24 protein-coding genes are annotated in these 23,684 nt (G+C 70.3%); 14 read left to right on the top strand and 10 right to left on the bottom strand.

Going from position 1 to position 23,684, the window contains the following annotated elements:
• The first annotated feature begins 29 nt into the window (after window positions 1-29).
• Window positions 30-1,235, top strand: a complete 1,206-nt coding sequence (locus EIY87_RS21610) for a glycosyl hydrolase family 8 (RefSeq protein ID WP_125311064.1) — start codon at window positions 30-32, stop codon at window positions 1,233-1,235.
• Window positions 1,236-1,299: 64 nt separating this feature from the next.
• Window positions 1,300-1,881 carry an NADAR family protein gene (locus EIY87_RS21605; RefSeq protein WP_125311062.1) on the top strand — a complete coding sequence of 194 codons (582 nt, stop codon included), beginning with the start codon at window positions 1,300-1,302 and terminating at the stop codon, window positions 1,879-1,881.
• Here EIY87_RS21605 and EIY87_RS21600 read toward each other — a convergent pair.
• A complete protein-coding gene (locus EIY87_RS21600) occupies window positions 1,842-2,825 on the bottom strand; it encodes a Gfo/Idh/MocA family protein (RefSeq protein WP_125311060.1) in 984 nt (327 codons plus the stop codon). The genes EIY87_RS21605 and EIY87_RS21600 overlap by 40 nt on opposite strands.
• 96 nt (window positions 2,826-2,921) lie before the next feature.
• On the opposite strand from EIY87_RS21600, the gene EIY87_RS21595 reads away from it, so the two are divergent.
• From EIY87_RS21595 to EIY87_RS21575, 5 genes are read left to right on the top strand one after another with little or no spacing between them, the layout of a single operon-like run.
• Entirely contained in the window at window positions 2,922-3,869 is a 948-nt protein-coding gene (locus EIY87_RS21595; RefSeq protein ID WP_125311058.1) for an ABC transporter substrate-binding protein, read from the top strand.
• A complete protein-coding gene (locus EIY87_RS21590; RefSeq protein WP_125311056.1) occupies window positions 3,856-4,734 on the top strand; it encodes an amino acid ABC transporter permease in 879 nt (292 codons plus the stop codon). The genes EIY87_RS21595 and EIY87_RS21590 overlap by 14 nt, the downstream gene beginning before the upstream one ends.
• Window positions 4,727-5,494, top strand: coding sequence for an amino acid ABC transporter ATP-binding protein (locus tag EIY87_RS21585; protein WP_125311054.1), 768 nt, complete (start codon window positions 4,727-4,729; stop codon window positions 5,492-5,494). The genes EIY87_RS21590 and EIY87_RS21585 overlap by 8 nt, the downstream gene beginning before the upstream one ends.
• Window positions 5,491-7,209 (top strand): aminotransferase class V-fold PLP-dependent enzyme, encoded by a 1,719-nt coding sequence (locus EIY87_RS21580; protein ID WP_125311052.1) that lies wholly within the window; start codon window positions 5,491-5,493, stop codon window positions 7,207-7,209. The genes EIY87_RS21585 and EIY87_RS21580 overlap by 4 nt, the downstream gene beginning before the upstream one ends.
• 44 nt (window positions 7,210-7,253) lie before the next feature.
• A complete protein-coding gene (locus tag EIY87_RS21575) occupies window positions 7,254-7,631 on the top strand; it encodes an effector-associated constant component EACC1 (protein ID WP_125311050.1) in 378 nt (125 codons plus the stop codon).
• On the opposite strand, the gene EIY87_RS21570 is transcribed toward EIY87_RS21575, so the two are convergent.
• Complete coding sequence (locus EIY87_RS21570) at window positions 7,628-8,113, bottom strand: hypothetical protein (RefSeq protein ID WP_125311048.1); 486 nt, start codon at window positions 8,111-8,113, stop codon at window positions 7,628-7,630. The genes EIY87_RS21575 and EIY87_RS21570 overlap by 4 nt on opposite strands.
• 35 nt (window positions 8,114-8,148) lie before the next feature.
• The gene (locus EIY87_RS21565; protein ID WP_125311046.1) at window positions 8,149-8,748 is read right to left on the bottom strand and encodes a hypothetical protein; all 600 of its coding nucleotides are present in this window, start codon (window positions 8,746-8,748) and stop codon (window positions 8,149-8,151) included.
• Between the two features lie 340 nt (window positions 8,749-9,088).
• On the opposite strand from EIY87_RS21565, the gene EIY87_RS21560 reads away from it, so the two are divergent.
• From EIY87_RS21560 to EIY87_RS21535, 6 genes are all read left to right on the top strand, one after another.
• Window positions 9,089-10,660 (top strand): alpha/beta hydrolase, encoded by a 1,572-nt coding sequence (locus EIY87_RS21560; protein WP_125311044.1) that lies wholly within the window; start codon window positions 9,089-9,091, stop codon window positions 10,658-10,660.
• A 154-nt stretch (window positions 10,661-10,814) separates the two neighbouring features.
• On the top strand, window positions 10,815-11,714 hold the full coding sequence (locus EIY87_RS21555; RefSeq protein ID WP_125311042.1) for an ABC transporter ATP-binding protein: 900 nt from the start codon (window positions 10,815-10,817) through the stop codon (window positions 11,712-11,714).
• Complete coding sequence (locus EIY87_RS21550; RefSeq protein ID WP_125311040.1) at window positions 11,711-12,442, top strand: ABC transporter permease; 732 nt, start codon at window positions 11,711-11,713, stop codon at window positions 12,440-12,442. The genes EIY87_RS21555 and EIY87_RS21550 overlap by 4 nt, the downstream gene beginning before the upstream one ends.
• A 147-nt stretch (window positions 12,443-12,589) precedes the next feature.
• The gene (locus EIY87_RS21545; RefSeq protein WP_125311038.1) at window positions 12,590-13,210 is read left to right on the top strand and encodes a hypothetical protein; all 621 of its coding nucleotides are present in this window, start codon (window positions 12,590-12,592) and stop codon (window positions 13,208-13,210) included.
• Complete coding sequence (locus EIY87_RS21540; RefSeq protein WP_125311036.1) at window positions 13,207-13,518, top strand: transcriptional regulator; 312 nt, start codon at window positions 13,207-13,209, stop codon at window positions 13,516-13,518. Before EIY87_RS21545 ends, EIY87_RS21540 begins: the two co-directional genes overlap by 4 nt.
• A gap of 1 nt (window position 13,519) precedes the next feature.
• On the top strand, window positions 13,520-14,830 hold the full coding sequence (locus EIY87_RS21535) for a DNA polymerase IV (protein WP_125311034.1): 1,311 nt from the start codon (window positions 13,520-13,522) through the stop codon (window positions 14,828-14,830).
• A gap of 3 nt (window positions 14,831-14,833) precedes the next feature.
• Here EIY87_RS21535 and EIY87_RS21530 read toward each other — a convergent pair whose 3' ends face one another.
• The 5 genes from EIY87_RS21530 to EIY87_RS21510 all read right to left on the bottom strand — a co-directional run bounded on the left by EIY87_RS21530 (window position 14,834) and on the right by EIY87_RS21510 (window position 20,242).
• Entirely contained in the window at window positions 14,834-15,913 is a 1,080-nt protein-coding gene (locus EIY87_RS21530; RefSeq protein ID WP_125311032.1) for a glycoside hydrolase family 88 protein, read from the bottom strand.
• Between the two features lie 71 nt (window positions 15,914-15,984).
• Window positions 15,985-16,641, bottom strand: a complete 657-nt coding sequence (locus EIY87_RS21525; protein ID WP_125311030.1) for a FadR/GntR family transcriptional regulator — start codon at window positions 16,639-16,641, stop codon at window positions 15,985-15,987.
• A complete protein-coding gene (locus tag EIY87_RS21520; RefSeq protein ID WP_125311028.1) occupies window positions 16,638-17,663 on the bottom strand; it encodes an ABC transporter permease in 1,026 nt (341 codons plus the stop codon). Before EIY87_RS21520 ends, EIY87_RS21525 begins: the two co-directional genes overlap by 4 nt.
• Window positions 17,660-19,198 carry a sugar ABC transporter ATP-binding protein gene (locus EIY87_RS21515; RefSeq protein WP_125311026.1) on the bottom strand — a complete coding sequence of 513 codons (1,539 nt, stop codon included), beginning with the start codon at window positions 19,196-19,198 and terminating at the stop codon, window positions 17,660-17,662. The genes EIY87_RS21520 and EIY87_RS21515 overlap by 4 nt, the downstream gene beginning before the upstream one ends.
• 69 nt (window positions 19,199-19,267) lie before the next feature.
• Complete coding sequence (locus tag EIY87_RS21510) at window positions 19,268-20,242, bottom strand: substrate-binding domain-containing protein (RefSeq protein WP_125311024.1); 975 nt, start codon at window positions 20,240-20,242, stop codon at window positions 19,268-19,270.
• 367 nt (window positions 20,243-20,609) lie between these two features.
• Here EIY87_RS21510 and EIY87_RS21505 point away from each other — a divergent pair, with 367 nt between their 5' ends.
• The gene (locus EIY87_RS21505; RefSeq protein ID WP_125311022.1) at window positions 20,610-21,734 is read left to right on the top strand and encodes a CapA family protein; all 1,125 of its coding nucleotides are present in this window, start codon (window positions 20,610-20,612) and stop codon (window positions 21,732-21,734) included.
• Window positions 21,735-21,784: 50 nt separating this feature from the next.
• Here EIY87_RS21505 and EIY87_RS21500 read toward each other — a convergent pair whose 3' ends face one another.
• Together EIY87_RS21500 and EIY87_RS21495 are read right to left on the bottom strand one after the other, a co-directional pair.
• Entirely contained in the window at window positions 21,785-22,795 is a 1,011-nt protein-coding gene (locus tag EIY87_RS21500; RefSeq protein ID WP_125311020.1) for a family 2 encapsulin nanocompartment cargo protein polyprenyl transferase, read from the bottom strand.
• Window positions 22,792-23,684: family 2B encapsulin nanocompartment shell protein (locus tag EIY87_RS21495; protein WP_263855619.1), on the bottom strand; the 893-nt coding region annotated here is incomplete at its 5' end. The genes EIY87_RS21500 and EIY87_RS21495, both read right to left, overlap by 4 nt.

The following is a 23,684-nucleotide window of genomic DNA, read 5'->3' as shown; positions in this document are numbered from 1 at the left end:
GCAGCCAATGATGCCTTTACGGAGGAGCGATGAAGAGAATCGTCCGGGCGGTGGTGGCTTCGGCCGCGCTGGCCGCCGGGCTGCTGAGCGTGCCGACGACCGCGTCCGCCGCGGGCACCCCGTACGTGCCCGGCACGCTGCGGCCGTCCGTCTCGCAGGCCACGCAGGACGCCGCGCTGCAGAAGTACTACGCCTTCTGGAAGCAGAACTTCCTGACGACCAAGTGCGGCAGCGGCACCTACGCCGTGCTGTCGAAGGACGCCGACCACTCGTTCGTCGCCGAGGGCGAGGGCTACGGCCTGACCATCTCGGCGATGATGGCGGGCAAGGACTCGCAGGCGCGCTCGATCGTCGACGGGATCCTGAAGTTCGTCAAGGCGCACCCGTCGGTCAACAACAAGGACCTGCACGCGGCCGAGCAGGACGCGAACTGCAAGAGCGTCAACGGCAGCGACTCCGCGACCGACGGCGACCTCGAAATCGCCTACGGCCTGCTGATCGCGGACCAGAAGTGGGGCAGCGCGGGCTCGGTCAACTACAAGGCCGAGGCTGTCCGGATCATCAACGCGATCAAGAAGAGCGAGGTCAACGGGACCACGAAGTTCACGCTGCTCGGCGACTGGGGCAACGACGCGGAGTACAAGAACAGCTCGCGCTCGTCGGACTGGATGCCCGGCCACCTGCGCGCCTTCGCGAAGGCGACCGGCGACAGCTTCTGGGACCAGGTCCGGACCCGCTCCGAGACGGCGGTGAGCCAGCTGCAGTCGCAGTACGCGCCGAACACGGGCCTGCTGCCGGACTTCGTGGTCAGCACGAACACGACCCCGAAGCCGGCGCCGGCGGACTTCCTGGAAGGCCCGTACGACGGCAAGTACAGCTGGAACGCCTGCCGTGACCCGTGGCGCCTCGGCGTGGACGCGATCACCGCCCCGAACAGCGCGGCGGCCGCGCAGGTCCGCAAGATGACGACGTGGATCAAGTCCGCCACGGGCGGTGACCCGGCGAAGATCCAGAGCGGCTACTCGCTGTCGGGTTCGAAGACCGAAAGCGGCCAGCACCCGTGCTTCACCGCCCCGTTCGCGGTGGCGGCGATGGCGGACCCGGGCAGCCAGGCCTGGCTGGACAAGCTGTGGACGGCGGTCTCGTCGTGGTCCCCGGACTCGACGGACTACTACGGGACGGGCATCACGATCCAGGTCCTGCTGATCCTGAGTGGCAACTACGTGGCCGCGTAGCGCGGTTCGTCCCGCACCCGGAATCCGGGTGCGGGACGGCACCGTCGTGGGTGAGACTGGCGGCATGACCGGTCACCCGCGCGACGTCGAGGAGCTGACCCGCACGCTCGACGCGGGGAAGCGGTTCAAGTACGTGTGCTTCTGGGGTCACCGGCCACCCCGTGGTGGCGGGGTCGGCTCGGGCTGCTTCAGCCAGTGGTGGCCGTCGCCGTTCGTCCTCGACGGCGTCCGGTTCGCCACCGCCGAGCACTACATGATGTGGCGCAAGGCGCTGCTGTTCGGTGACGAAGAAGTGGCGGCGCAGGTGCTGACCGCGGTGCACCCGAAGCAGGCCAAGGACTTCGGCCGCCGGGTGCGCGGGTTCGACGAAGCGGTTTGGGTCGCCCACCGCCGCGAGATCGTGGTCGACGGCAACGCCGCGAAGTTCGCGCAGCACCCCGCGCTCGGCGACTACCTGGCCGGGACCGGTGAGCGGGTGCTCGTCGAAGCGAGCCCGGTCGACCGGGTCTGGGGCATCGGCCTCGCCGCCGACGACCCGCGTGCCGGGAAACCTCGCGCGTGGCGGGGTCTCAACCTCCTCGGCTTCGCCCTCGCGGACGTCCGGGCTCAGCTCGGTTCGCGGACCGGGAGGCCGGCGGCGCGGTAGATCTCGTCGATCACCGTCATCGTCTCCACCGCGTCCGCCGCCGACGTCTTCACCGGGGCGCCGTCCAGCGCTGCCGCCGCGAACGCGTCCAGCTGGTAGGCGTACGTCGCCCGGCGGGGGAACTTCTCGGTGCGGCGGACGCCGTCCACCTGGATCGACAGCCGGTGGTACGCCTGGGGCATCAGCGGGTTGAGCACGCTGATGCAGCCGCGCGACCCCGTCACCTTCGCGCTGATGTTCAGCAGGGACGACGACCACATCGAGCACGTCACCCGGCCCGTGTGCCCGGACGGGTAGCGCACCTCCGCGGTCATCGCGCGGTCGACCCGCGGTGATCGCAGGCGAGCCTTGGCCGAGACCACCGAAGGGGTTTCGCCGCCGAACACGCGTGCCATGTGGACCGCGTAGCAGCCGGCGTCCATCGTGGCGCCGCCCGCCAGCCCGTAGTCGTAGCGGATGTCCGAGAACTTGGGCAGCGGGAAGCACACCGCCGTCTCGACGTGCTCCAGCGTGCCCAGTTCGCCCGCCGAAACGATCTCCTCAACTCGAAGCGCCAGCGGGTGGTAGCGGTAGTGGAACGCCTCCATCACGACGCGGTTCGACGCGGAAGCCAGCGACGCGATCTCGCGAGCCTCCGCCGCGTTCGCCGTGAACGGCTTCTCGCACAGCACGTGCTTGCCCGCCTTCAGCGCCGCCCGCGTCCACTTCCCGTGGAGGCCGTTCGGCAGCGGGTTGTACACGGCGTCGATGTCCGGATCGGCCAGCAACTCCTCGTAGGACCCGTACGCGGCCGAGATCCGATGCCGCGTAGCAAACGTTTGCGCGCGCTCGAGGGAGCGTGCCGCGACGGCGGCGAGCGAGACCGAGGAGTGCGAAGAAGCGGGCTTGACCAGGGCGGTGGGAGCGATTCGGGCCGCACCCAGGATGCCGATCCGCAGGCTCATCCGCGCAAGTTAGCACCGAAGCAAATTTCAACAGACAGTTGACCTCTTCAACAACGGGTTGTACCGTTCCGGCCAGCCGAACAGTGGAGGTCCGTTATGTCCCGTTCCCGCGCCGCACAGGCGGTGTTGCTCGCGAGCCTGGCCGTCCTGGTGACCGCCTGCGGTGGGGGCCCGGACGGCGCGGGCGGGACGTCGCAGGCCGCCGGCGCGCCCGCGTCCGGCATCCCGGACACCGCCGCGATCGTCCAGGGCGTGCAGAAGGACGCCCAGCTCAACGCGGCCCTGCCGGCCACCGTCAAGTCCGCGGGCCTACACCTGGCGTCGAACCTGCAGTCCGCGCCCAACAACTTCTACGCCGCCGACGGCAAGACCCCGATCGGCTACGAGGTCGACCTCGCCAAGGCCATCGCCGCCAAGCTCGGCGTCACCGTCGCCCACCAGGACATGGCGTTCGGCTCGCTGATCACCAGCCTCCAGTCCGGCCGCATCGACCTGACCATGGCCGGCATGAACGACACCAAGGCCCGCCAGGCGCAGATCGACTTCGTCGACTACTTCACCTCGGGCATCACGATCATGATCCGCAAGGGCAACCCGGACGGCATCACCGGCCCGGACACGCTCTGCGGCAAGAACGTCGCCGTCGTGCAGGGCACCAGCCACCAGAAGTTCGCCGAAGCGCAGAGCACCAAGTGCACGCAGGCGGGCAAGCCCGCGCTCACCGTCACCGCGACCGACAGCGACAACCAGAACCAGAACCAGCTGCGCACCGGCCGCGTCGCCGCGATCCTCAACGACCTGCCCAGCGCCGTCTACATCTCGCGGACCGCGGGCGACGGCAAGTTCTTCGAGGTCGTCCCGGGCGAGCCGATCGAGGGCGGGCCGTACGGCATCGGCGTCAACAAGGCGAACACGGCGCTGCGCGACGCCGTGCAGAAGGCGCTGCAGGCCCTGATCGCCGACGGCACCTACGGCAAGATCCTGCAGGCCTGGGGTGTCGAGCAGGGCGCGATCAAGGAGGCCGCGGTCAATGGCGGGTCCTGAACCGCTCCCGATCGTCCGGCTCCGGCACTGGGGCCGCTGGGTCGCCGCCGCGATCATCCTCGCGCTGCTCGTGCTGCTGGGCGTCGCGCTCGGCAACGCGCAGATCGAGTGGAACCAGGTCCCGGACTTCGTGTTCTACAAGGTGATGGCGACCGGCCTGCTCAACACCGTCGTCCTCGCCGTGCTGTCCCAGGCCGTCGCGATCGTGCTCGGCATCGTCATCGCCCTGCTGCGCCGCAGCGCCAACCCGGTCGCGCGGTGGTTCGCCGCCGGTTACATCTGGATCTTCCGCGGGCTTCCGGTGCTGCTGCAGATCCTCCTCTGGTACAACCTGGCGCTCGTTTTCCCGGTCATCGACATCCCGTTCCTCGTCCACGAGCAGACGAACGTGCTGATCAGCGCGTTCACCGCCGCGTTCCTCGGCCTGGCGCTCAATGAAAGCGCGTACATGGCCGAGATCGTCCGGGCGGGACTCAACAGCGTCGACAGCGGGCAGACCGAGGCGGCGAAGTCGATCGGTATGACGCCGGCCGCGACGCTGCGCCGGGTCGTGCTGCCGCAGGCCATGCGGGTGATCATCCCGCCGACCGGCAACGACTTCATCAACATGCTCAAGGGCACGTCGATGGCGTCGGTGATCGGCGTGACCGAGCTGATCCACGCGGCCAACAACATCTCGTCCAACAACCTGCTGGTGATGGAGACGCTGCTCGCCGCGGCCGTCTGGTACATGGTGGTGGTGACCGTCGCCGGCGTCGGCCAGCACTACCTGGAACGCTCGTTCGGGCAGGCCGACCGCGGACCTCTTGCCCGCGCGGGCAAGGCGCTGCGCGGCGTGCCGCTGGTGAGGAGTGCCCGTGTCTGAGCCACTGCTGCGCGCCGTCGGCGTCCGGAAGTCCTACGGCCACACGGAAGTCCTCGGCGGCATCGACCTCGAAGTCCGCAAGGGGCAGGTCGTCTGCCTGCTCGGCCCGTCGGGCGCCGGGAAGAGCACGTTCCTGCGCTGCATCAACCACCTGGAGACGATCGACGCCGGCCAGATCTGGGTCGACGGCGAGCCGATCGGGTTCCGGCAGCGCGGCGGCAAGCTCTACGAACTGCGCGAACGCGACGTCGCCCGCCAGCGCCGGGACATCGGCATGGTGTTCCAGCGGTTCAACCTCTTCGCGCACCGGACGGCGCTGGAGAACGTCGTCGAGGGCCCGATCCGGGTGCTCGGCCTGAAGCCCGAAGACGCGCGGAAGCAGGGGCTCGAGCTGCTCGATCGCGTTGGCCTCGCGCACCGCGCCGACGCGTACCCGGCGCAGCTGTCCGGCGGGCAGCAGCAGCGCGTAGCGATCGCGCGGTCGCTGGCGATGAAGCCGAAGCTGATGTTGTTCGACGAGCCGACGTCCGCGCTCGACCCGGAGCTGGTCGGCGAAGTGCTGGAAGCGATGAGTACGTTGGCGGGGGAGGGGATGACGATGGTCGTCGTGACGCACGAGATGAGCTTCGCCGCGGAGGCCGCCGACGAGGTGGTGTTCCTGGCCGACGGCGCCGTCGTCGAGACCGGGCCGCCGGCTGACGTGTTGCGCGCGCCGAAGCACGAGCGGACCCGGCAGTTCCTGGCGAGGATCCTCGCGTGACGCGGATTTCGCCCCGGTACCTGCTCCAGTTCGACGAGCCCGCCGGGTACCTCGACTTCGCCCGGTTCGGCCCGCCGTCGCACGCGGTGCTCGACACCACCGCCGCCCTGCTGCACCAGGCCACCACGGCCGGTCCGTCCACTGTGGACGAGCTGATGCGGCAGGAGGTCCGCGCCAAGGCGGCCGCGGCGCGGCTGTCCGGTTCGGACACCGACCACACCGTGCTGCTCCCGCACACCAGCCTCGGGCTGTTCCAGGCCGCGTTCCACAGCTCGGGCGAAGTGCTGGTGTCGGCGTCGGAGTTCCCGGCCAACACCTACCCCTGGGCGCGCGCCGAGCAGGCCGGACGGCTGCGGGTTCGACGGCTGACCAGCGGTTATGTGACGCCGGAGCGGGTCGCCGAGGCGTTGACGCCGGAAATCACGACGGTGAGCGTCAGCGCGGTCGACTTCCGCACCGGCTTCCGCGCCGACCTGGCCGCGCTGCGCGACGTCGTCGGCGACCGGCTGCTCGTCGTCGACGGCATCCAGGGCTTCGGCGTGGTCGAGGCGCCGTGGGAGGTCGCCGACGTGCTGGTCGTCGGCGGGCAGAAGTGGCTGCGTGCGGGCTGGGGCACCGGCTTCGCGGTGCTGTCCGACAACGCGCTCGAGCGGATGGACCCGGTGCTGTCGGGCTGGACCGGCGCGCGCGACCCCGGCCTGTTCGACGACGAGATCCACGCGCCCGACGCCACCGCGCAGGCGTGGTCGATCTCCAACCTCAGCCCGATCACGTCCGGCGCGTTCGCCGAGGCGCTCGAGCTGGTCGAGGACGCCGGGGTGCCCGCCATCGCGGCGCGGATCGCCGAGCGGATCGCCTCGTTCGAGGAGGTGCTGGCCTCGTGCGGCGCCGAGGTGGTGTCCGCGGTGGACCGGCGGGCGGGGATCCTGGCGTTCACGCTGCCCGGGCACCCCGCCGAGCAGGTCGGCGCGGCGCTGGCCAACGCCGGGATCGCGGCGACCGTGCGGCCCGAGCACGTCCGCCTGTCGCCGCACGCCTCGACGCCCGCGGCCGCCGCGGACCTGCTGCGTTCCGCGTTGGAGACGTTGACCAAGCCGCGGGAACCGCTGGTCGTCCCGGCCGCGGGCGCGACCACGCACGAGGTGCTCACCGCGCTGGTGCCGGCGATCCCGGGGCTGGCGGCGATGCTGGGGCCGGGCAACGAAGTGCTGCTGCACGACCTGAGCCGGCTGCCGGACTCGATCGTCGCCATCGCCGGCGACCTGACCGGCCGCAGCGTCGGCGGGCCGATGACCGACCTGCTGCTCGGCCTGGTCCGCCGCGGCACCACGCAGGACCTGACGAACTACCGCACGCACGGCCCGGACGGCCGCCCGATCCGCTCGTCGACGCTGTTCCTGCGTGACGCCGATGGTGTGGCGGTCGGCTGTCTCTGCGTCAACAGCGTGGACGCATCGGCTTCGGCCGGCGGCAACGGCGAGCCGGAGACTTTCCCCCCGGACGTCGACAGCCTGCAGCGGTTCCTCGTCGACCGGGCGGTCACCAAGGCCGGGATCCCGGTGGACCTGATGAAGAAGCGGCACAAGGCCGCGGTGGTCCGGGAACTCGACGAAGCCGGTTATTTCCTGATCAAGGACGCGGTCGACCACCTGGCCGGCCGGCTCGACGTCACGCGCTACACGATCTACAACTACCTCAACGAAATCCGTGCCTGATCGGGGCCTTGCCCACGCCCGTTCCGGGGCGCACCATGGCGCGCATGACCGAACCGGACACGCGCGCCCTGCTGCGCCTCGAACCGGAGGGCGGCGCCGACGAGGAGGAACTCGACCGCCTCGCCCGCCGGCTGCGCGCCGAGCTGCGTGAGCTGGACGTCGACCTGCTGTCCGCACCCGGCGAGCTCCCACCGGGCGCGAAGGCCGCGGACCCGGTGACGATCGGCTCGCTGGTGGTGGCGTTCAGCGCGGCGGGCGGCGTGTTCCCGGGGCTGGTGGAGACGCTGAAGGAGTGGCTCGGCCGCCAGGCGGGCAAGCACAAGATCAAGGTGACGATCGACGGCGACACGGTCGAGCTGGAGCGGGCGACGTCGGCGGAGCGGGAACAGCTGATCGACGCCTTCGTCCGGCGGCACGCCTAGTGGTTCCTCGCCGATCCGCGAGCCGGCTCTTCGGGATAGTCGCCGATCCGGCACCTCCAGCCGGTTTCCGCGTCGACCCATACCGCTGTGTCCGCGGTGAGCCTCGCAGTGGCAGGCCGGGCGGCGCCCGGCACGGGTGGCAGGCCTACCCGGAGGTTGTCGGCGACGAAGTCCTGCAGCCGGTCGGCGATGTCGCACACCGTGGCCTCCGGCGGCTCGCGCCGAGCAGCGAAGCCGAAGGCGGTTCCGTCGGAAGCCGTGACGAGGATTTGGAACGCGGTCTCATCCACGATGTTCACCGCCCAGGTCACCGCTTCGATCCAGGCGCCATCATCCGGTGCGCCGGCGACGAAATCCCGCACCACGCGCGCTATGTCAGGTGCTTCCGCTGCGGAGGCGCCGACGTCGGATGACATGTCCGGGGTTTCCGAGACGATGTTTTCCGTAGTGAGTGAACTCTCGAAAGCTTCCCGCTCGGGCATGATGAATCCTACCACTGGAGCAAAATGCGGCAACTTCACACCAATGTTATCACGAACGAGAACCGTCCGGTGACCGTGGCTTGGGCGCCGTTTGCCGTGAGAAAATTCTCTTCGATCAAGAGTTCGTAGTTTCCCGCTGTGGTGAGGCCGCTGACGGAGGAGTGGACCAGGTAGTTCGACGGGATACCGGAGTGGTGGTCGTGGTAGCTCGTGATCCGGCTGCCGTGGTCGAAGATGTCGGCGTTCTCGACCATCGGTCCGGCAGCAAGTGCTGCCGTGGGTCCGTTGAGCTGGAACGACCACTGCAGCGTGAAAGGATTTTGGCCGTCGTACTTGATCTGCCCGGTGAACCGGCCTTGAGCGGTGCTCGTCTCGCAGACCGGGCTCTGTGGTGTGAACTGCTTCGGCAGCCTTCCGCAATCGGGAAGTCCGGGCACGTGGGGGGTGGGAGGAGTCGGCCCCGTGAGACCAGGCGAGGGTTGATCGTCGACCTCCATCAATGTGCTGAAGGCGGTGCTGTGATCGAACTCGGTCGACTTGGGCGGTGCTGGAAAGCCTGCGAATGCGGTGCCTTGAAAGGTCGCAAACAGCAGAATGGTACAGGTGATACCTGAGACAAGCTTTCTGATCGACACCGCATCCCTCTGCGTAAATGTCTCTGCCACAGCTTTTGCCGCCACCTGGAGGGTCGCCCGGGTGGCTACGTCCGCACTTCCATTCAAGATCAACTGTGGCAACACTCACACGAGTGATCGCGGGCCGCGGTCGAGCGCTGAAACCTTTTCGCGTCTTTGGGGGCCGGCGTGAATGCCGCCAGGCGCGCCAGCCGGTGACCGCGGAGAGCCGGTGGAGGGTGAACGTCCGGTGCATCCGATTTCCGCCTTTAGTAGGGCGCTGCCCCTTCGTACCTGCCCGAAAAGGGCGTCCGGGACTAGGGTTCACCCGCCCGAAGTCGCAGGGGAAAGGGAGAAAACAGTGAGACGTAGCGTTTTCGCCGCGGTCGCCGCCGCCGCGGTGGCGGCCACGCTCGTGGCCGCGCCGGCCGCGAGCGCCGCGCCCGCGAAGGACGCGTCGATCGCCTGGGGTGCGTGCACCGATCCGACGCTCGTCGCCGCCGGTGCCGAGTGCGGGTTCCTGGGGGTGCCGCTCGACTACCGCAAGCCGCACGGGGAGCAGATCCAGCTCGCCGTCAGCCGGGTCAAGCACAAGGTTCCCGACGCGCAGTACCAGGGCGTCATGCTGACCAACCCGGGCGGGCCCGGCGGGTCCGGCCTGCTGCTGGCCACCCGCGGGCCGCGCGTGCCCAACCACGCCGGGGACGCCTACGACTGGGTCGGCTTCGACCCGCGCGGCGTCGGGTCCAGCAAGCCCGCGCTGAGCTGCGACCCGAACTACATGGACTACAACCGCCCCCAGTACGTGCCGTTCACCCCGCAGCTGGAGAAGACCTGGCTGGACCGCTCCAAGGGGTACGCCGAGGCCTGCGCGAAGAACAACTCCGCGGCCCTGCTGGAGAACATGAAGACGACCGACACGGTCCAGGACATGGACTCCATCCGCCGGGCGCTCGGCCAGAAGCAGCTCAACTTCTACGGCTACTCCTACGGCACCTACCTCGGCCAGGTTTACGGCACGCTCTACCCGCGGAACGTGCGCCGGATGGTGCTCGACTCGACGGTCGACCCGCGCGGCGTCTGGTACGGCGACAACCTCAACCAGGACGTCGCCTTCGACCAGAACATCCTCATCTGGTTCGGCTGGCTGGCCCAGCACGACGACGTCTACCACCTCGGCAAGACGCAGGCCGCGGTGCGGCACGTGGTCGACGAGCAGCTGCTCAAGGCGCAGTTCAACCCGGCGGGCGGGGTGATCGGCCCGGACGAGATCCTCGACGTCATCCAGCAGGCCAGCTACTACCAGCTGCGGTGGACGCTGCTGGGCGACGCGCTGTCCCGGTTCGTGAACAAGGGTGACTGGCAGAACTGGAAGACGCTGTTCGAGGCCTTCGGCGGCCGCGGCGACGACAACGGCTACGCGGTCTACCTCGCCGTCCAGTGCACCGACGTCCAGTGGCCGCAGAGCTGGAACACCTGGAAGCGCGACAACTGGAAGACGTTCGCGAAGGCGCCGTACTTCACCTGGCAGAACGCCTGGTTCAACGCGCCCTGCCTGTACTGGCCCGCGAAGGCCGGGAAGCCGACCAAGATCGACGGCCGCGGCGTGCAGAGCGTGCTGATGATCGACGAGACGCTCGACGCGGCGACGCCGTACGAGGGCAGCCTCGAGGTCCGCAGCCGGTTCCCGGGTGCGTCGCTGATCGCGGAGCCGGGCGGCACCAGCCACGCGATCACCCCGCGCGGCAACGCGTGCGTCGACACCAAGATCGCCGACTACCTGGCGACGGGCGCGCTGCCGGCCCGCAAGCCGGGCCGCACGGCCGACGTCGAGTGCGCGCCGCTGCCGCAGCCGACGCCGCCGGCGCCGACCGCCGCGAAGGCCGACGTCGCCGCGACGCAGGGCCTGGTCGCCGGGCGGTTCGCCGGCTGACCTGCGGCAACCCCTCGGAAACGGGGTGCTGGGCACACTGCCCGGCACCCCGTTTTTCGCGCTTTCCGACGCCGGGGGCTTTGAAGGTGCGGGGACTTTGTGTTACAAAGTGCGAGTCGAGTTTGAAACGCAAAGTCCACGAAAGGGGGACGCCATGACTGGGGGACCGGCGTTCGCACTCCACGGCCTGACCAAGCGGTTCGGCCGGGTCACGGCGGTCGGCGGCGTGTCCGTCGAGGTCGCGCGCGGCGAGGTCGTCGCGCTGCTCGGGCCGAACGGCGCCGGCAAGTCGACCACCGTCGACATGCTGCTCGGGCTGACCGAGCCGGACGCGGGGGAGGTGACCGTCGCCGGAGGCAGCCCGCGCGAGGCGGTCGACCGCGGGCTGGTCGGCGCGATGATGCAGAACGGCGCGCTGCTGCCGGACGCCACGGTCGGCGAGCTCGTCGGCCTGGTCGTCTCGACGCACGCGAAGCCGCTGCCCGCGGCCGAGGTGCTCGCCCGCACCGGGCTGACGAACCTCGTCAAACGCCGCTGCGGCAAGCTTTCCGGCGGCGAGCGGCAGCGCGTCCGGTTCGCGCTCGCGCTGGCCGGCGACCCGCAGCTGCTCGTGCTCGACGAGCCCACCGCCGCGATGGACGTCGATGGCAGGCGGGCCTTCTGGGCGGCCATCCGCGAGTTCGCCGCCACCGGCCGGACCGTCCTGTTCGCGACGCACTACCTCGCCGAGGCCGAGGACTACGCCGACCGCGTGGTGCTGATGCGCCACGGCGCCGTCGTCGCCGACGGGCCGGTCGCCGAGGTCCGGGCCGCGGTGTCCGGCCGCGTGCTCAAGGCCGTCGTACCCGGCGCGACCGAAGCGGAGCTGGCCGCGCTGCCCGGCGTCACGAGCGTGCAGTTGCGCGCCGGCCGCGCCGAGCTGGCCTGCGCCGACTCCGACACCGCCCTCCGCGCCCTGCTCGCCGCGCACCCGGCGGCGTCCGACATCGAGATCACCGCGCTGGGCCTCGAAGAGGCGTTCCTGGCGCTCACCGCCGAGGAGGCCGCCGCGTGAACACCACCTACCTGGCGCTGGAGATCAAGCGGATCGTCCGCAGCCCGCAGTTCACGATCTTCACCATCGGCATGCCGGTGGTGATGTACCTGCTCTTCGGCGCCATCTTCGGCGACTACGTCCTGGACAACGGGCTGCACTCGAGCACGCAGACGATGATCGGCATGGCCGCGTACGGCGCCAGCGGCGGCGCCCTGTTCACCGGCACCCGGGTGGCGCAGGAACGCACGGACGGCTGGCAGCGCCAGCTCCGCCTCACGCCGATGCGCGGCCCGGGTTACCTCGCCGTCAAGGTCGCGTCGGCGATGGCCGTCGCCCTGCCCGTGCTGCTCGCGATCTTCTTCGTCGGCTTCCTGCGCGGGGAACCGCTCACCGCGGCCGAATGGGGGCGGCAGCTGGTGTTCCTGTGGGCGGCCACCCTCCCGTTCGCCGTGCTCGGCCTGGCCATCGGCCTGTTCGGCAAGGGCGACACGGTCGGCGCGGTCACCGGCGCCCTGATGATGCCGCTCGGCATGCTCGGCGGCCTGTGGATCCCGCTGGAGATCCTGCCCGGCTGGATGGCGACGGTGGCGCACTTCGTGCCGACGTACTGGCTGCGCCGGGTCGGCCTCGACCCCCTGACGCACACGTCCGGGACGTGGGTCGCGGTGCTCGTGCTGGCGGGCTGGCTCGTCATCCCGGCACTGGTGGTCATGCGCCGGTTCCGGCTGGACACGGCCAGGCTCTGAGTGCCCATTGCCGATCCGGCCAAAAGTAGGCCCCCCTCGGAGCGCGACGTGACCGTTGGTACGCGCCGTTGGGGCCGTGGCTGTGGCCGGATCGGCGACGAATGGCACAGTAGCTTCCGTGGAGGTGCACGGAGGAGGGCGGACCGGGTGGAAGACGAGCCGATGTCGGCCGAGGAGTCGCTGAACCTCATCGCTCAGCAGTCCCGGCGGAACCAGCGCGAATTCGGCGGGGGCCCGGCGCGGATGCTCGCGGCCTGGGCCTTCGCCTGGATCGTCGGCTGGGGCTTCACCTACCTCACCACGCGGTCCTGGGTGGCGGTGCCCGGCTGGGTGGCCGGCGGGATCGTCGTGCCGGTGCTGTTCCTCGGCGCGATGGCCTACACGACGTACGCCAGCATCCGCACCGGCCGCGGCATCCGCGGGCCGTCCCGCACGGTCGGCGCGATGTACGGCTACGGCTGGGCGCTCGCCGCGCTCGGGCTGCTGGTGGTCGACATCCGGATCACGCAGTTCCAGGTGCTTTCCCCGGATCAGGTGTCGCTGCTGTGGTCGGGCACCTGGCTGCTGATCACCGGCGTGCTGTACCTGGCGGGCGGCATGGTCTGGCAGGACAAGCTGATGTACGGCCTCGGCGCTTGGATGATCGTGTCCGCGGCGGCGAGCGTGCTCGTGGGCTACCCGCACAACTTCCTCGTGCTCACGGTGTGCGGCGGGGGCGGGTTCCTGCTCGCCTCGATCGTGTACTTCGCCCGCGAGAAGCGCCGATGAGCGACCTGCCGCAGCTCGACCCCGTCATCCACGCCCAGGCCCGGCTGCGGGTCACCGTCGCCCTCGCCGGGCTGCGCACCGGCGACCAGATCACCTTCCCGCGGCTGCAGCAGCTCCTGGACATGACGGCGGGCAACCTCTCGACGCACCTGCGCAAGCTCGAGGACGCCGAGTACGTCGAGATCACCAAGGCCTACGAGCACCGCACGCCGGTCACGCTGGTCCGGCTCACCGCGGCCGGGCGCGCGGCGTTCGAGAACTACACGAAGGCGCTCCACCAGCTGCTGGACGCCACCGGCGGGGACTGACGTGGCCCGCTGGGTGATCCACCTCGACCTGGACGCCTTCTACGCCTCGGCCGAGCAGCTCACCCGCCCGACGCTGGCCGGGCGCCCGGTGCTCGTCGGTGGTCTCGGCCCACGCGGGGTCGTCGCCGGCGCCAGCTACGAATCGCGGGCGTTCGGCATCAAGTCGGCGATGCCGATGGCGCAGGCACGGCGGCTGCTGCCGGCGAACGGCGTCATCGTGCCGCCGCGGTTCCGCGTCTACGAGCGGCTGAGCCAGGAGGTCTTCGCCGTCGTCTCCGCGGTGGCGCCGGTGCTGGAGAAGATCTCCCTCGACGAGGCTTTCGCCGAACCGCCGTCGCTCGTCGGTGCGTCGTTCGACGCGGTCACGGAGTTCTGCGCGTCGCTGCGGGCGCGGATCCGCGCGGAAACCGGTCTGGTGGCGTCGATCGGCGCGGGGAACGGCAAGCAGATCGCGAAGATCGCGTCCGACGAGGCCAAACCGGACGGGCTGCTGGTCGTGCCGCAGGGCACCGAGCGGGAGTTCCTGGCGCCGCTGCCGGTGCGGGCGCTGTGGGGGATCGGCCCGGTCGCCGAAGGCAAGCTGCGGTTCATCGGCGTCCAGACGCTGGCGCAGCTGGCGGCACTGTCCGAACAGGACGCTGTCGCCACGCTCGGCGGCGTGATCGGCCGCGACCTGCGCCGCCTCGCGACCGGCGCCGACGACCGCCCGGTGGCCGGGCGCGCCGAGACCAAGCAGGTCAGCGCCGAGACGACGTTCGACACCGACATCAAGGACCTGCCGACGTTGCGGGCGGAGGTCCGGCGCATCGCCGCGGGTGCGCACCAGCGGCTGCTCAAGGCCGAGCGCGTGGCCCGGACCGTGGTGATCAAGCTGCGGCACACGGACATGCACACGGTGACCCGCTCGGAAACGATTTCCGCCCCGACCGACGACCTGGCCGAGCTGGCCGCGACCGCCGAGCGGCTGCTGCTGGACCCGGCGGAGTTCGGCGGCATCCGCCTGGCGGGCGTGGCCTACAGCGGGCTTTCGGTGCCGCACCAGGACGCCCTGTTCACCCTGGCGGCCCCGGCGGCCCCCGCGACGTCGACGGTGGTCACGGCGGCGACCCCGGCGCCCAGCGCGCCTTCGGAGTGGCGCCAGGGCGACGACGTGGTCCACGAGGAGTTCGGCACGGGCTGGGTCCAGGGCGCGGGCCACGGCCGGGTGACGGTCCGATTCGAGCACCGCTCGTCCGGCCCGGGCGCGGCCCGCACCTTCCCCCAGACCGACCCCGCCCTGACCCGCGGCGACCCCGGCGACTGCCTGAAGTAGCCCCTACTCCGCCGAGTAGCCCTGCAGTTTAGCGACTTCCTGGCCCGCCAGCAGGAACGCGCCGACGCCGTACGCCGCGGTGTCGTTCAGGTGAGCCGTTGCCGGGCGGTCGCCGACCGGCTGGACGTAGCCGACCAGGCCGCTGGGCTGCAGGGCCTTCGTCGACAACGCCGTCCACGCCTTGTCGACCACCGGGCGGAACCGCGATGCGTCGAGGATGCCCGCCGTGATGCCCCAGCCGATGCCGTAGGTGAAGAACGCCGTGCCGCTCGTCTCCGGGCCGCCGTGGTTCCGCGGGTTCAGCAGGTCCGCGTTCCAGAAGCCGTCGCGGCGCTGCAGCAACGACAACGAGAACGCCATCTTCTTGAACACCCGCAGGTACTCCGGCCGCCGCGGATCGTCGGCCGGCAGCACCTGCAGCACCTTCGTCAGTGCCGCCAGCGCCCAGCCGTTGCCGCGTGACCAGAACACGCCCGAGCCCTTGAACCGCTCGTCGCGGTACCACAATCCCGTGAACTCGTTGTACAGCTTGTGTTCCGACGACCGGAACAGCTGGTCCATCGCGTCCAAATAGGACGGTTCGTGGTCGATCAGGCTCATCCGGGCGAACGACGGCATCGCCATGTTCAGCGCGTCGACGTAGTTCCAGTAGTCGCGGTGCCCGGCCCGCACGGACGCCACCTCGTCCTGGATCCGGGTGCGGATCGAGTCGAGCGGGATCTCCGGGTGGAAGTACGTGTACAGGTCCAGGTACGCCTCGCCGGCGGCCTGGTTGTCCGGGAAGAACGGGCGGCTCGGGTCGGACGGCAGCCGGTAGCCGTTCGCCTGCGCCCACGGGTACGTCTTGTGGTTGGACTGGCCGGTGGTCCGGACCAGCGCCAGGTTGCCGACGTGGAACGTCGCGTTCTGCCAGTCGGCGGGCCCGGGGTTCGTCCCGTTGGCGGCCCAGTAGTTCCCCGCGGCGACCATTTCGTCCGCGACGGCGCAGGAAACGGCCGCGGATGCGACCGGTGCCGTCAAAAGACTGCCCGCCACGGCCGCCGCCGCGAGCACGCCAAAGCCACGAATACCCGGGAAACGCATGGAAGCGTCCTCCTCAGCACCTCATGGCGGCGGGTCGGTCGCAGCGAGTGAAGCGCTTCCCGGTGGACGTGTCAAGGTGCCGGTGAGCGGTACGGCGCAACGGTTTCCAGCAATCTCCGCGACGCCGCTTCGGCCCCGTCGGCGTTCTTCGCCAGCACCAGCGTCAGCACGCGGGAATGCGCGACGAGCTCCATCGGCTCGCCGTGCGCCCGCAGCGCCGCCACGACCGGCACCCGCAGCTGCGCGATGAGCGCGTTGCCCGAGGCGCGGATCAGCGCCGCGTGGAACCGCGAGTCGGCTTCCCGGAACGCCGCCGCGTCGGACCGCTCGACCGCGTCCGCCATCAGCTCGTACGCCGCGGCCATCGCCGACAGCTCGTCGGGCCGCCGGTGCCGCGCGGCCAGCCGCGCCGCCTGCGGTTCGAGCATCAGCCGCAGTTCCAGCAATTCCCGCAGGTGCTCGCGGCGGCCGGGTCCGTTGACGCGCCAGGCGATGACGTCCGGGTCGATCGCGTCCCACGCCTCGGGCGGCAGCGTCCACGTGCCGACCCGTGGGCGCGCGGTGACCATGCCCTTGGACTCCAGCACGCGCAGCGCCTCGCGCACCACCGTGCGGGACGCCGAGAAGCGCCGCCCGAGTTCCTCGGGGACGAGCGGCTGCCCGTCCCCGAGGACGCCTTCGACGATCAGCCTGCCCAGCTCGTCGACGATCCGGGCGTGGAGGTTCACTCCGGCAGGCCGACGCGGCGCTCCCCGCTGCGCAGCTGCTGCAGCACGACCGCGATCACGAGCAGCGCGCCGTGGGCGACGTTCTGCCAGAACGGGTTGATGCCCAGCCCGGACATGCCGTTGTCGAGCACGCCCAGGATGATCACCGCGAGCACGGTGGAGATGATCGAGCCGCGGCCGCCCTTGAGCATCGTCCCGCCGAGCGCGGCGCCGGTGACGGCCTGCAGCTCCAGGCCTTCCGAGCCGGACGTCGGCTGGCCGGAACCGGTGCGCGCGGTGATCAGCACGCCCGCGATCGCCGCGACCACGCCGACGAGGGCGTACACACCGATGATGTACCGGTTGATGTTGATGCCGGCCAGCCGCGCCGCGGTGTCGTTGCCGCCGATGGCGTAGACGTTGCGGCCGATGTCGGTGTACTTGAGCAGGAAGTGCAGCAGCGCCGCGACGATCAGGAACACCCACACCAGTGACGGCAGCCCGAGCACGGACCCCTTGGCCAGGAAGATGAACAGGTCGTCGCCGCCGGTGTAGCCCTGCGCCTTGCCGTCGGAGATCACCTGCGCGATGCCCTTGTAGGTGGCCAGCATCGCCAGCGTCGCGACCACCGGGTTGACCCGGCCGAAGATGATGATCATGCCGTTGACCAGGCCGCACAGGATGCCGACGCCGACCGCGGCGAGGATGCCGACCTCGGAGTTGCCGGTCGAGGTGAACACCATCGCCGAGACGACCGAGGCGAGCCCGGCCATCGAGCCGACCGAGATGTCCAGCGCGCCCAGGATGATCACCAGCGTCTGCACCAGGGCCAGCAGCCCCATGATGGTGATCGCGCTGCCGATCAGCAGCAGGTTGTTGGTGCGGAAGAAGTTCTCGTTCAGCACGCTCAGCAGGATCACCAGCGCGATGAGCGTGATGATCAGGCTGGAGTTCTGCACGCCGATGCCGGTCAGCACGCGACGCGCGGCGCTAGTTTGCGCCGGTGCGGCGGGAGCCGAAGTTTCCTTGGTGGGGGTGCTCATGCGCCGATCTCCTGGGCTTCTTCCACGGCTGGTTCGGTTTCGGGGATGGCGAGGGTCAGCACGGCTTCCTCGGTCGCTTCTTCGCGTCCGATCTCGCCGGCCAGGCGCCCGGCGCGCATCACGAGGATGCGGTCGGCCAGCGTCAGCACCTCGGGCAGGTCGGAGGAGATGACCAGCAGCGCGATGCCTTCCGCGGCGAGGCCGTCGATGATCCGGTAGATCTCGGCCTTCGCGCCGACGTCGACCCCGCGCGTCGGCTCGTCGAGGATCAGCAGCTTCGGCCGCCGCGCGAGCCAGCGCGCGAGGACGGCCTTCTGCTGGTTGCCGCCGGAGAGCTTGCGGACTTCCTGCTCCATCGACGGCGTCCGCACGCGAAGCTCGCGTACGTACTCCTCGACGAGCGCGCGTTCCTTCTCCCGCTTCACCACGCGGAAGCGGCGAAGGCGATCGAGGACCGCGATGGAGACGTTGTCGCGTACGGACCGCTGCATCAGCAACGCGTCCGTCTTGCGCTCTTCGGGCGCGAAGCCGATGCCCGCCTTCACGGCGTCACCGGGGTTGCTCGCCCGCAAGCGCTTGCCGTCGAGGGTCACGGTGCCCGAGCGGATCGGCAGGTCCCCGACGATCGCGCGGGCCAGCTCGGAACGTCCCGCGCCGACCAGCCCGGCCAGGCAGACGACCTCGCCCGCGCGCACCTGCAGCGAGATGCCGGTGACGTCGTCGGTGGTGACGTCGTCGAGCTTCAGCACGACGTCGCCGGTGTCCTGGGTGACGCGGCGCTCGAGCGCCGAGAGGTCGCGGCCGATCATCATCCGGACCAGGCTGGGCTCGTCGGTCTCGGCGGCCTGCTGGACGCCGACGAGCTTCCCGTCGCGCAGCACGGCGACGCGGTCGGCCAGCTGGAAGATCTCCTTCATCCGGTGCGAGACGTAGACGACCGCGACGCCGCTGTCGCGCAGCCGCCCGATCAGCCGGAACAACGCCTCGACCTCGTGCTCCGACAGCGACGACGTCGGCTCGTCGAAGGCGATCACCTTCGGCGGCGTGGCGGCGGTGAGCACGCGCAGGATCTCGACGAGCTGGCGCTGCGCGGGGGAGAGGGCGACGCCGAGCGTGGCCGGGTTGAGGACGCCCTCGAAGCCGTACTCGACGAGGGCGTCGTGCGTGGCCTTCGCGAGCGTGCGGCGGTTGAAGACCCGCGCCTTGGCGGGGAGTTCGCCGACGAAGACGTTCTCCGCCACCGAAACGTGCGGGATGATCTCGGGTTCCTGGTAGATCACGCGGACGCCGGCGGCCATCGCCGCGCGCGGGGTGTCGAACGCGACCTCGGTGCCGTCGAGGAGGAGCCGGCCGTCGTCGGGGCCCTGGTCGCCGGAGAGGACGCGCAGCAGCGTCGACTTCCCGGCGCCGTTCTCGCCCATCAGCGCGAGGACCTCACCGGCCCGGAACTCCAGCGAGACGTCGTCGAGGGCGGTGACCCCGGAGAAGCGCTTGCCGATGCCCTCGACGGCGAGCGCGGGTGAGGAGGAGGACATGGTCGCCTTCCGTACGGCGGAGCCCGGGGCCCGCACTTTCACGTGAAAGTGCGGGCCCCGGGAGTGCGGTCAGGTGCAGTTGACGCCGGCCTGCTTGTAGTTGTCCTTGTTGACGATCGTGGTCTTCGCGATCGTCTCCGCGGGCAGTTCCTTGCCGTTCTTCACCTTGTCCGCCAGCACCTGGATCGCCGAGCGGCCGACCTCGGCGCCGGAGATGTAGAGCGCGGACTTGTTGCCGGTGTCCTTGCCCGCGGCCCAGTCCTTGCAGGTGAGGTACGCGCCGAGCCCGACGCCGATGATGTTGCTTGCCTGCACGCCGGAGTTGGCGAGCGCGGTCACGACGCCGGTCTCGTTCTCGTCGTTGCAGCCCCAGACGACCCAGTGCTTGACGCCCGGGTTGGAGCCGATCACCGCGCCGGAGCGGTTCTGCGCGTCGACGGGGGAGTTGTCGGTGCCGACGTCGATCACCTGGACGTCCGCGCCGGCCGACTTGCCGAATGCGGCCTTGGCGGCGTTGACGCGGTCGGTGCAGACGGTGAGGTCCTGCTTGTAGGCGCTGATGATCTTCGTGTCGGCGGCGGTCCAGCCGGCGGCCTTGAACAGCTTCCCGGCCTCGGTGCCGACCGAGTCGCCCATCTGGCTGCCGTTGAAGCCGACGAACGGGGCCTTCGCGCCGGTGCCGTCCTTGATGACGTCGTCGGAGGCGATGAGCGGGATGCCCGCGCTCTTCGCCTTGTCGATCACCTGCGGGCCGATGGCCTGGTCCGGGACGACGATGGCGACGCCGTTGGCGCCCTGCGCGACCGCGGCGTCGAGTTCGGTGATCGCCTTGTTGGCGTCCTGGCCGAGGTTGACGACCTTGAGCTCGACGCCGAGTTCCTTCGCCTTCTCCTGCGCGCCCTGCGCCTGCTCGACGAAGTACTGCTGGTCACCCTGCTTCTGCAGGTAGTACAGCGTGATCTTGCCGTTGGCCGGTGCCTGCTGCTGCGGTGCTGCGGTGTCTTTGCCGGAGGAGCAGGAGGCCAGCAGAGCGCCGGAAATCAAACAACAACCAACAGCGCTCCAGGCACGCAGCCTGTGCGAGTGTGGGGACATCGTTGCTCCCAAGGAGGCCGGGGTCGAGTGGCGCGCGCGGGCGCCGCTGAGTGACTGGTATTACAAAACACCCGTTCGTGCAGCGTCAAGGCGCAGTTAGCGGAGCGAGACCTACTCTCCGTAGTTGCATCGTGGCACACGTGGCTCTCATTTATCGTATTTTTTCCCCGCTGGGCTGCGCGTTGTCCGGTTTTGTCCTGTGCGAATGTTCTGATCGGTGTTGTCGACTGTGGTGGGAGTTGTCGATGACCGGGATGCCGTCTCTGCCGGGTTCGCCCGGCTGGCAGGATGGCCGGACGACAGCAGGAGGGGACCGATGACGAAGCACCGCGTCGCCGCGCTCGCCGGGGTCGCCGTCCTGGTGGCCGGCTGCAGCAGCCCGCCGCAGTCCGGCCCGGCCCCCACGCCGTTCCCGGAGACCGGGTCGTCGACGGCGGCCGCCCCGGACGGCTCGTTCAGCGTCGTCGCGACCGGCGACGTCCTGATCCACCCCGCGCTGACCGAGCAGGCCGAGGCCGACGGCGGCGGCAAGATCGACTACCGGCCACTGCTGGCCGGGATCAAGCCGCTGATCTCCGGCGCGGATCTCGGGATCTGCCACCTCGAGACGCCGCTGGCGCCGGAAGGCGGGCCGTACAGCGGGTACCCGTCGTTCAGCGCGCCGCCGGAGATCGCGGACGCGCTCAAGGACACCGGTTACGACACGTGCTCGACGTCGTCGAACCACACGATCGACCAGGGCGCGGCCGGCGTCTCGCGCACGCTGGACAAGCTCGACGCGATCGGCGTCAAGCACACCGGATCGGCCCGCTCGGCTTCGGAAGCGGCGAAACCGCTGGTCATGGACGTCCAGGGTGTCAAGGTCGCGCAGGTGTCGTACGCCTTCGGGTTCAACGGCATCGAGGTCCCGGCGGGCAAACCGTGGCTGGCCAACCGGATCGACGTCGACGACGTCCTGTCGGCGGCGCGCAAGGCGCGCGAGGCGGGGGCGCAGGTCGTGATCGCGAGCCTGCACTGGGGGGTCGAGTACCAGCACGAGCCGACGGCGGAGCAGCGGTCGCAGGCGAAGAAGATCCTGGCGTCGGACGACGTCGACCTGATCATCGGCCACCACGCCCACGTGGTCCAGCCGTTCGAGAAGATCGGCGAAAAGTGGGTGGCCTACGGGCTGGGCAACAGCATCGCCCGCCACTCGGAACCCCGCGGCGACACCGAAGAAGGCGCGGCGGCCCGGTTCCGGTTCGTGCGCGACGGCGACCGCTGGAAGGTCGACAAGGCGGAGTACGTCCCGACGCTGATCAAGCTGGACGACCCGATCCGGCTGATCAACTTGTCGACTTCGCCGGCGTCGGCGCAGGTCACCAAGGCCCTGTCGGACACGGACAAGAACATCTTGAGCTTGGGGGCGGACAAGGACGGCTTGACCCGCCCGGGCAAGTGAACTGAGGCTCGCACGTGCGGCCGCGCCGGCCGCACGTGCGAGCCCGGGCCTCAGTGTGTCCGGGTCGTGATCAGCCGCGCCAAAGCCGCCAGCTCCGCCGCCGGCCGCGGGACCGGGTTGGCCGATGCCAGTTCCCGCAGTCCTTTCGCGACCAGCGCCGCCGCCTGGGCCTGGCTCCACTGGCGGCCGCCCGCCGACTCCACCAGGGAGGCCGCGCGGGTCAGTTGCGCGTCGTCCAAGGGGTCCGTGCCAGCGTAGAGCGATGCCAGTTCCGCGCCCGCCTCGGTGCCCGACGACAAGGCCGTCACCACGGGGAGGGACTTCTTGCGGTTCTGCAGGTCCGAGTACACCGGTTTGCCCGTCTCCGCGGGATCGCCCCAGATCCCGAGCAGGTCGTCGACGTGCTGGAACGCCAGCCCGACCGCGCGGCCGAACGCGCCGAACCGGGCCGGCGGCCGGGTGCCGTGCAGGGCGCCGAGTTCGCAGGCCGCGCCGATCAGGGCCGCCGTCTTGCCGGTGGCCATCCGGACGCACTCCGGGGGCGTCACGTCGTCGCGCTGCTCGAAGTCGAGGTCGGCGGCCTGGCCTTCCAGCAGCGCGAGCACGCCCTGGGACAGCAGTTTCGCGCCCTCGCGGGTCAGTTCCTCGAACGCCAGGCTCAGCAACGCGTCCCCGGCGAGCACCGCGGGTCCGGTGCCGAACACCGTCCACGCCGTCGCGCGGTGCCGGCGGGTCGTGTCGCCGTCCATGATGTCGTCGTGCAGCAGCGAAAAGTTGTGCACCAGTTCCACCGCGACGGCCGCGGGCACGGCGTCCGCCGGATCGCCGCCCGCCGCCTCCGCGCACAGCAGGACCAGCGCGGGCCGCAGTGCTTTGCCACCGTCCGCCGCCGACGGCGTGCCCTGCGCGTCCCACCAGCCGAAGTGGTAGCCGGCCACCCGCCGCATCACTTCCGGCAGCCGGTCCGCGGTGGCGCGCAGCGCCGGGTCGACCAGCCCCTTGCTCCACGCGAGGACATCGGTGAGCGGACGGGCCGCGGTGCGTGCGTCCATGGTCGTCATGCGAGCCCGACCTCCACGTCGTCGAGGACGCCGAGTGCGTCGGGGACGAGCACCGCGGCGGAGTGGTAGGCGCTGACGAGGTAGGAAGTGACGGCCCGGTCCCCAGTGCCCATCAGCCGGACGTTGACCCCGGGCTGGTATTCGTCCGGGAGTTCCTTGGGCCGCAACCCGATCACCCCGGCGTCGTCTTCGCCGGTGCGCATCGCCAGGATCGACGTGGTCCCGGCCTCGGTCACCGGGATCTTGTCGCACGGGAGGATCGGGACGCCGCGCCAGGCGTTCACTCGTTTCCCGTCTAGCACGATGGTGTCGGGGTAGACCCGGTGGGCGGTGCAGGCCCGCCCGAACGCGGCGATCGCCCGCGGATGGGCGAGGAAGAACTTGGTTTTGCGGCGGCGGCAGAGCAGATCGTCCATGTCCAACGGCGTCGGTGGCCCGCTGCGGGTGGTGAGCCGGTGTTTGAGCCCGGCGTTGTGCAGGAGCCCGAAGTCGGTGTTGTTGATCAGGTCGTGTTCCTGCCGTTCCCGCAACGCCTCCACCGTCAACCGTAGCTGTTGGTCGAGCTGGTTGTGGGGGGTGTTGTAGAGGTCGGTGATGCGGTTGTGGGTGTGCAGCACGGTCTGGGCGACGGCGAGTTCGTATTCCCGCGGTGCGGGGTCGTAGTCGACATAGGTCCCGGCCAGCAACGGTTCGCCGTCGTGCCCGGCGGAGAGGTCGATGCTGGCTTCGCCTTTGCTGTTCTGTGGTTTCCGCGGGCGGGCGGCGGCTTCGGCCACATGGGTGCGTAGGGAGTCGAGGCGTCCGTTGAGGCGGGTGTAGGTCGCGGCGGGCAGGACGAGGGCGGTGACGCGGGTGGCGGCGCGGGCGGTGTGGTCCCAGGTGGCGTCGG

The sequence above is a fragment of the Amycolatopsis eburnea genome (genome assembly GCF_003937945.1).
Taxonomy (GTDB): Bacteria; Actinomycetota; Actinomycetes; order Mycobacteriales; family Pseudonocardiaceae; genus Amycolatopsis; species Amycolatopsis eburnea.
The sequence above is the reverse complement of the archived record's forward strand: the minus strand, read 5'-3'. Positions and strand labels throughout refer to the sequence as shown.

What these genes read in the sequence shown, in the direction of transcription:
- EIY87_RS21530 (WP_125311032.1), bottom strand. Translation starts at nt 15,913, where the DNA reads ATGCGTTTCCCGGGTATTCGTGGCTTTGGCGTGCTCGCGGCGGCGGCC.
- EIY87_RS21590 (WP_125311056.1), top strand. Translation starts at nt 3,856, where the DNA reads ATGGCGGGTCCTGAACCGCTCCCGATCGTCCGGCTCCGGCACTGGGGC.
- EIY87_RS21595 (WP_125311058.1), top strand. Translation starts at nt 2,922, where the DNA reads ATGTCCCGTTCCCGCGCCGCACAGGCGGTGTTGCTCGCGAGCCTGGCC.
- EIY87_RS21605 (WP_125311062.1), top strand. Translation starts at nt 1,300, where the DNA reads ATGACCGGTCACCCGCGCGACGTCGAGGAGCTGACCCGCACGCTCGAC.
- EIY87_RS21555 (WP_125311042.1), top strand. Translation starts at nt 10,815, where the DNA reads ATGACTGGGGGACCGGCGTTCGCACTCCACGGCCTGACCAAGCGGTTC.
- EIY87_RS21575 (WP_125311050.1), top strand. Translation starts at nt 7,254, where the DNA reads ATGACCGAACCGGACACGCGCGCCCTGCTGCGCCTCGAACCGGAGGGC.
- EIY87_RS21570 (WP_125311048.1), bottom strand. Translation starts at nt 8,113, where the DNA reads ATGCCCGAGCGGGAAGCTTTCGAGAGTTCACTCACTACGGAAAACATC.
- EIY87_RS21610 (WP_125311064.1), top strand. Translation starts at nt 30, where the DNA reads ATGAAGAGAATCGTCCGGGCGGTGGTGGCTTCGGCCGCGCTGGCCGCC.
- EIY87_RS21500 (WP_125311020.1), bottom strand. Translation starts at nt 22,795, where the DNA reads ATGACGACCATGGACGCACGCACCGCGGCCCGTCCGCTCACCGATGTC.
- EIY87_RS21505 (WP_125311022.1), top strand. Translation starts at nt 20,610, where the DNA reads ATGACGAAGCACCGCGTCGCCGCGCTCGCCGGGGTCGCCGTCCTGGTG.
- EIY87_RS21515 (WP_125311026.1), bottom strand. Translation starts at nt 19,198, where the DNA reads ATGTCCTCCTCCTCACCCGCGCTCGCCGTCGAGGGCATCGGCAAGCGC.
- EIY87_RS21540 (WP_125311036.1), top strand. Translation starts at nt 13,207, where the DNA reads ATGAGCGACCTGCCGCAGCTCGACCCCGTCATCCACGCCCAGGCCCGG.
- EIY87_RS21600 (WP_125311060.1), bottom strand. Translation starts at nt 2,825, where the DNA reads ATGAGCCTGCGGATCGGCATCCTGGGTGCGGCCCGAATCGCTCCCACC.
- EIY87_RS21520 (WP_125311028.1), bottom strand. Translation starts at nt 17,663, where the DNA reads ATGAGCACCCCCACCAAGGAAACTTCGGCTCCCGCCGCACCGGCGCAA.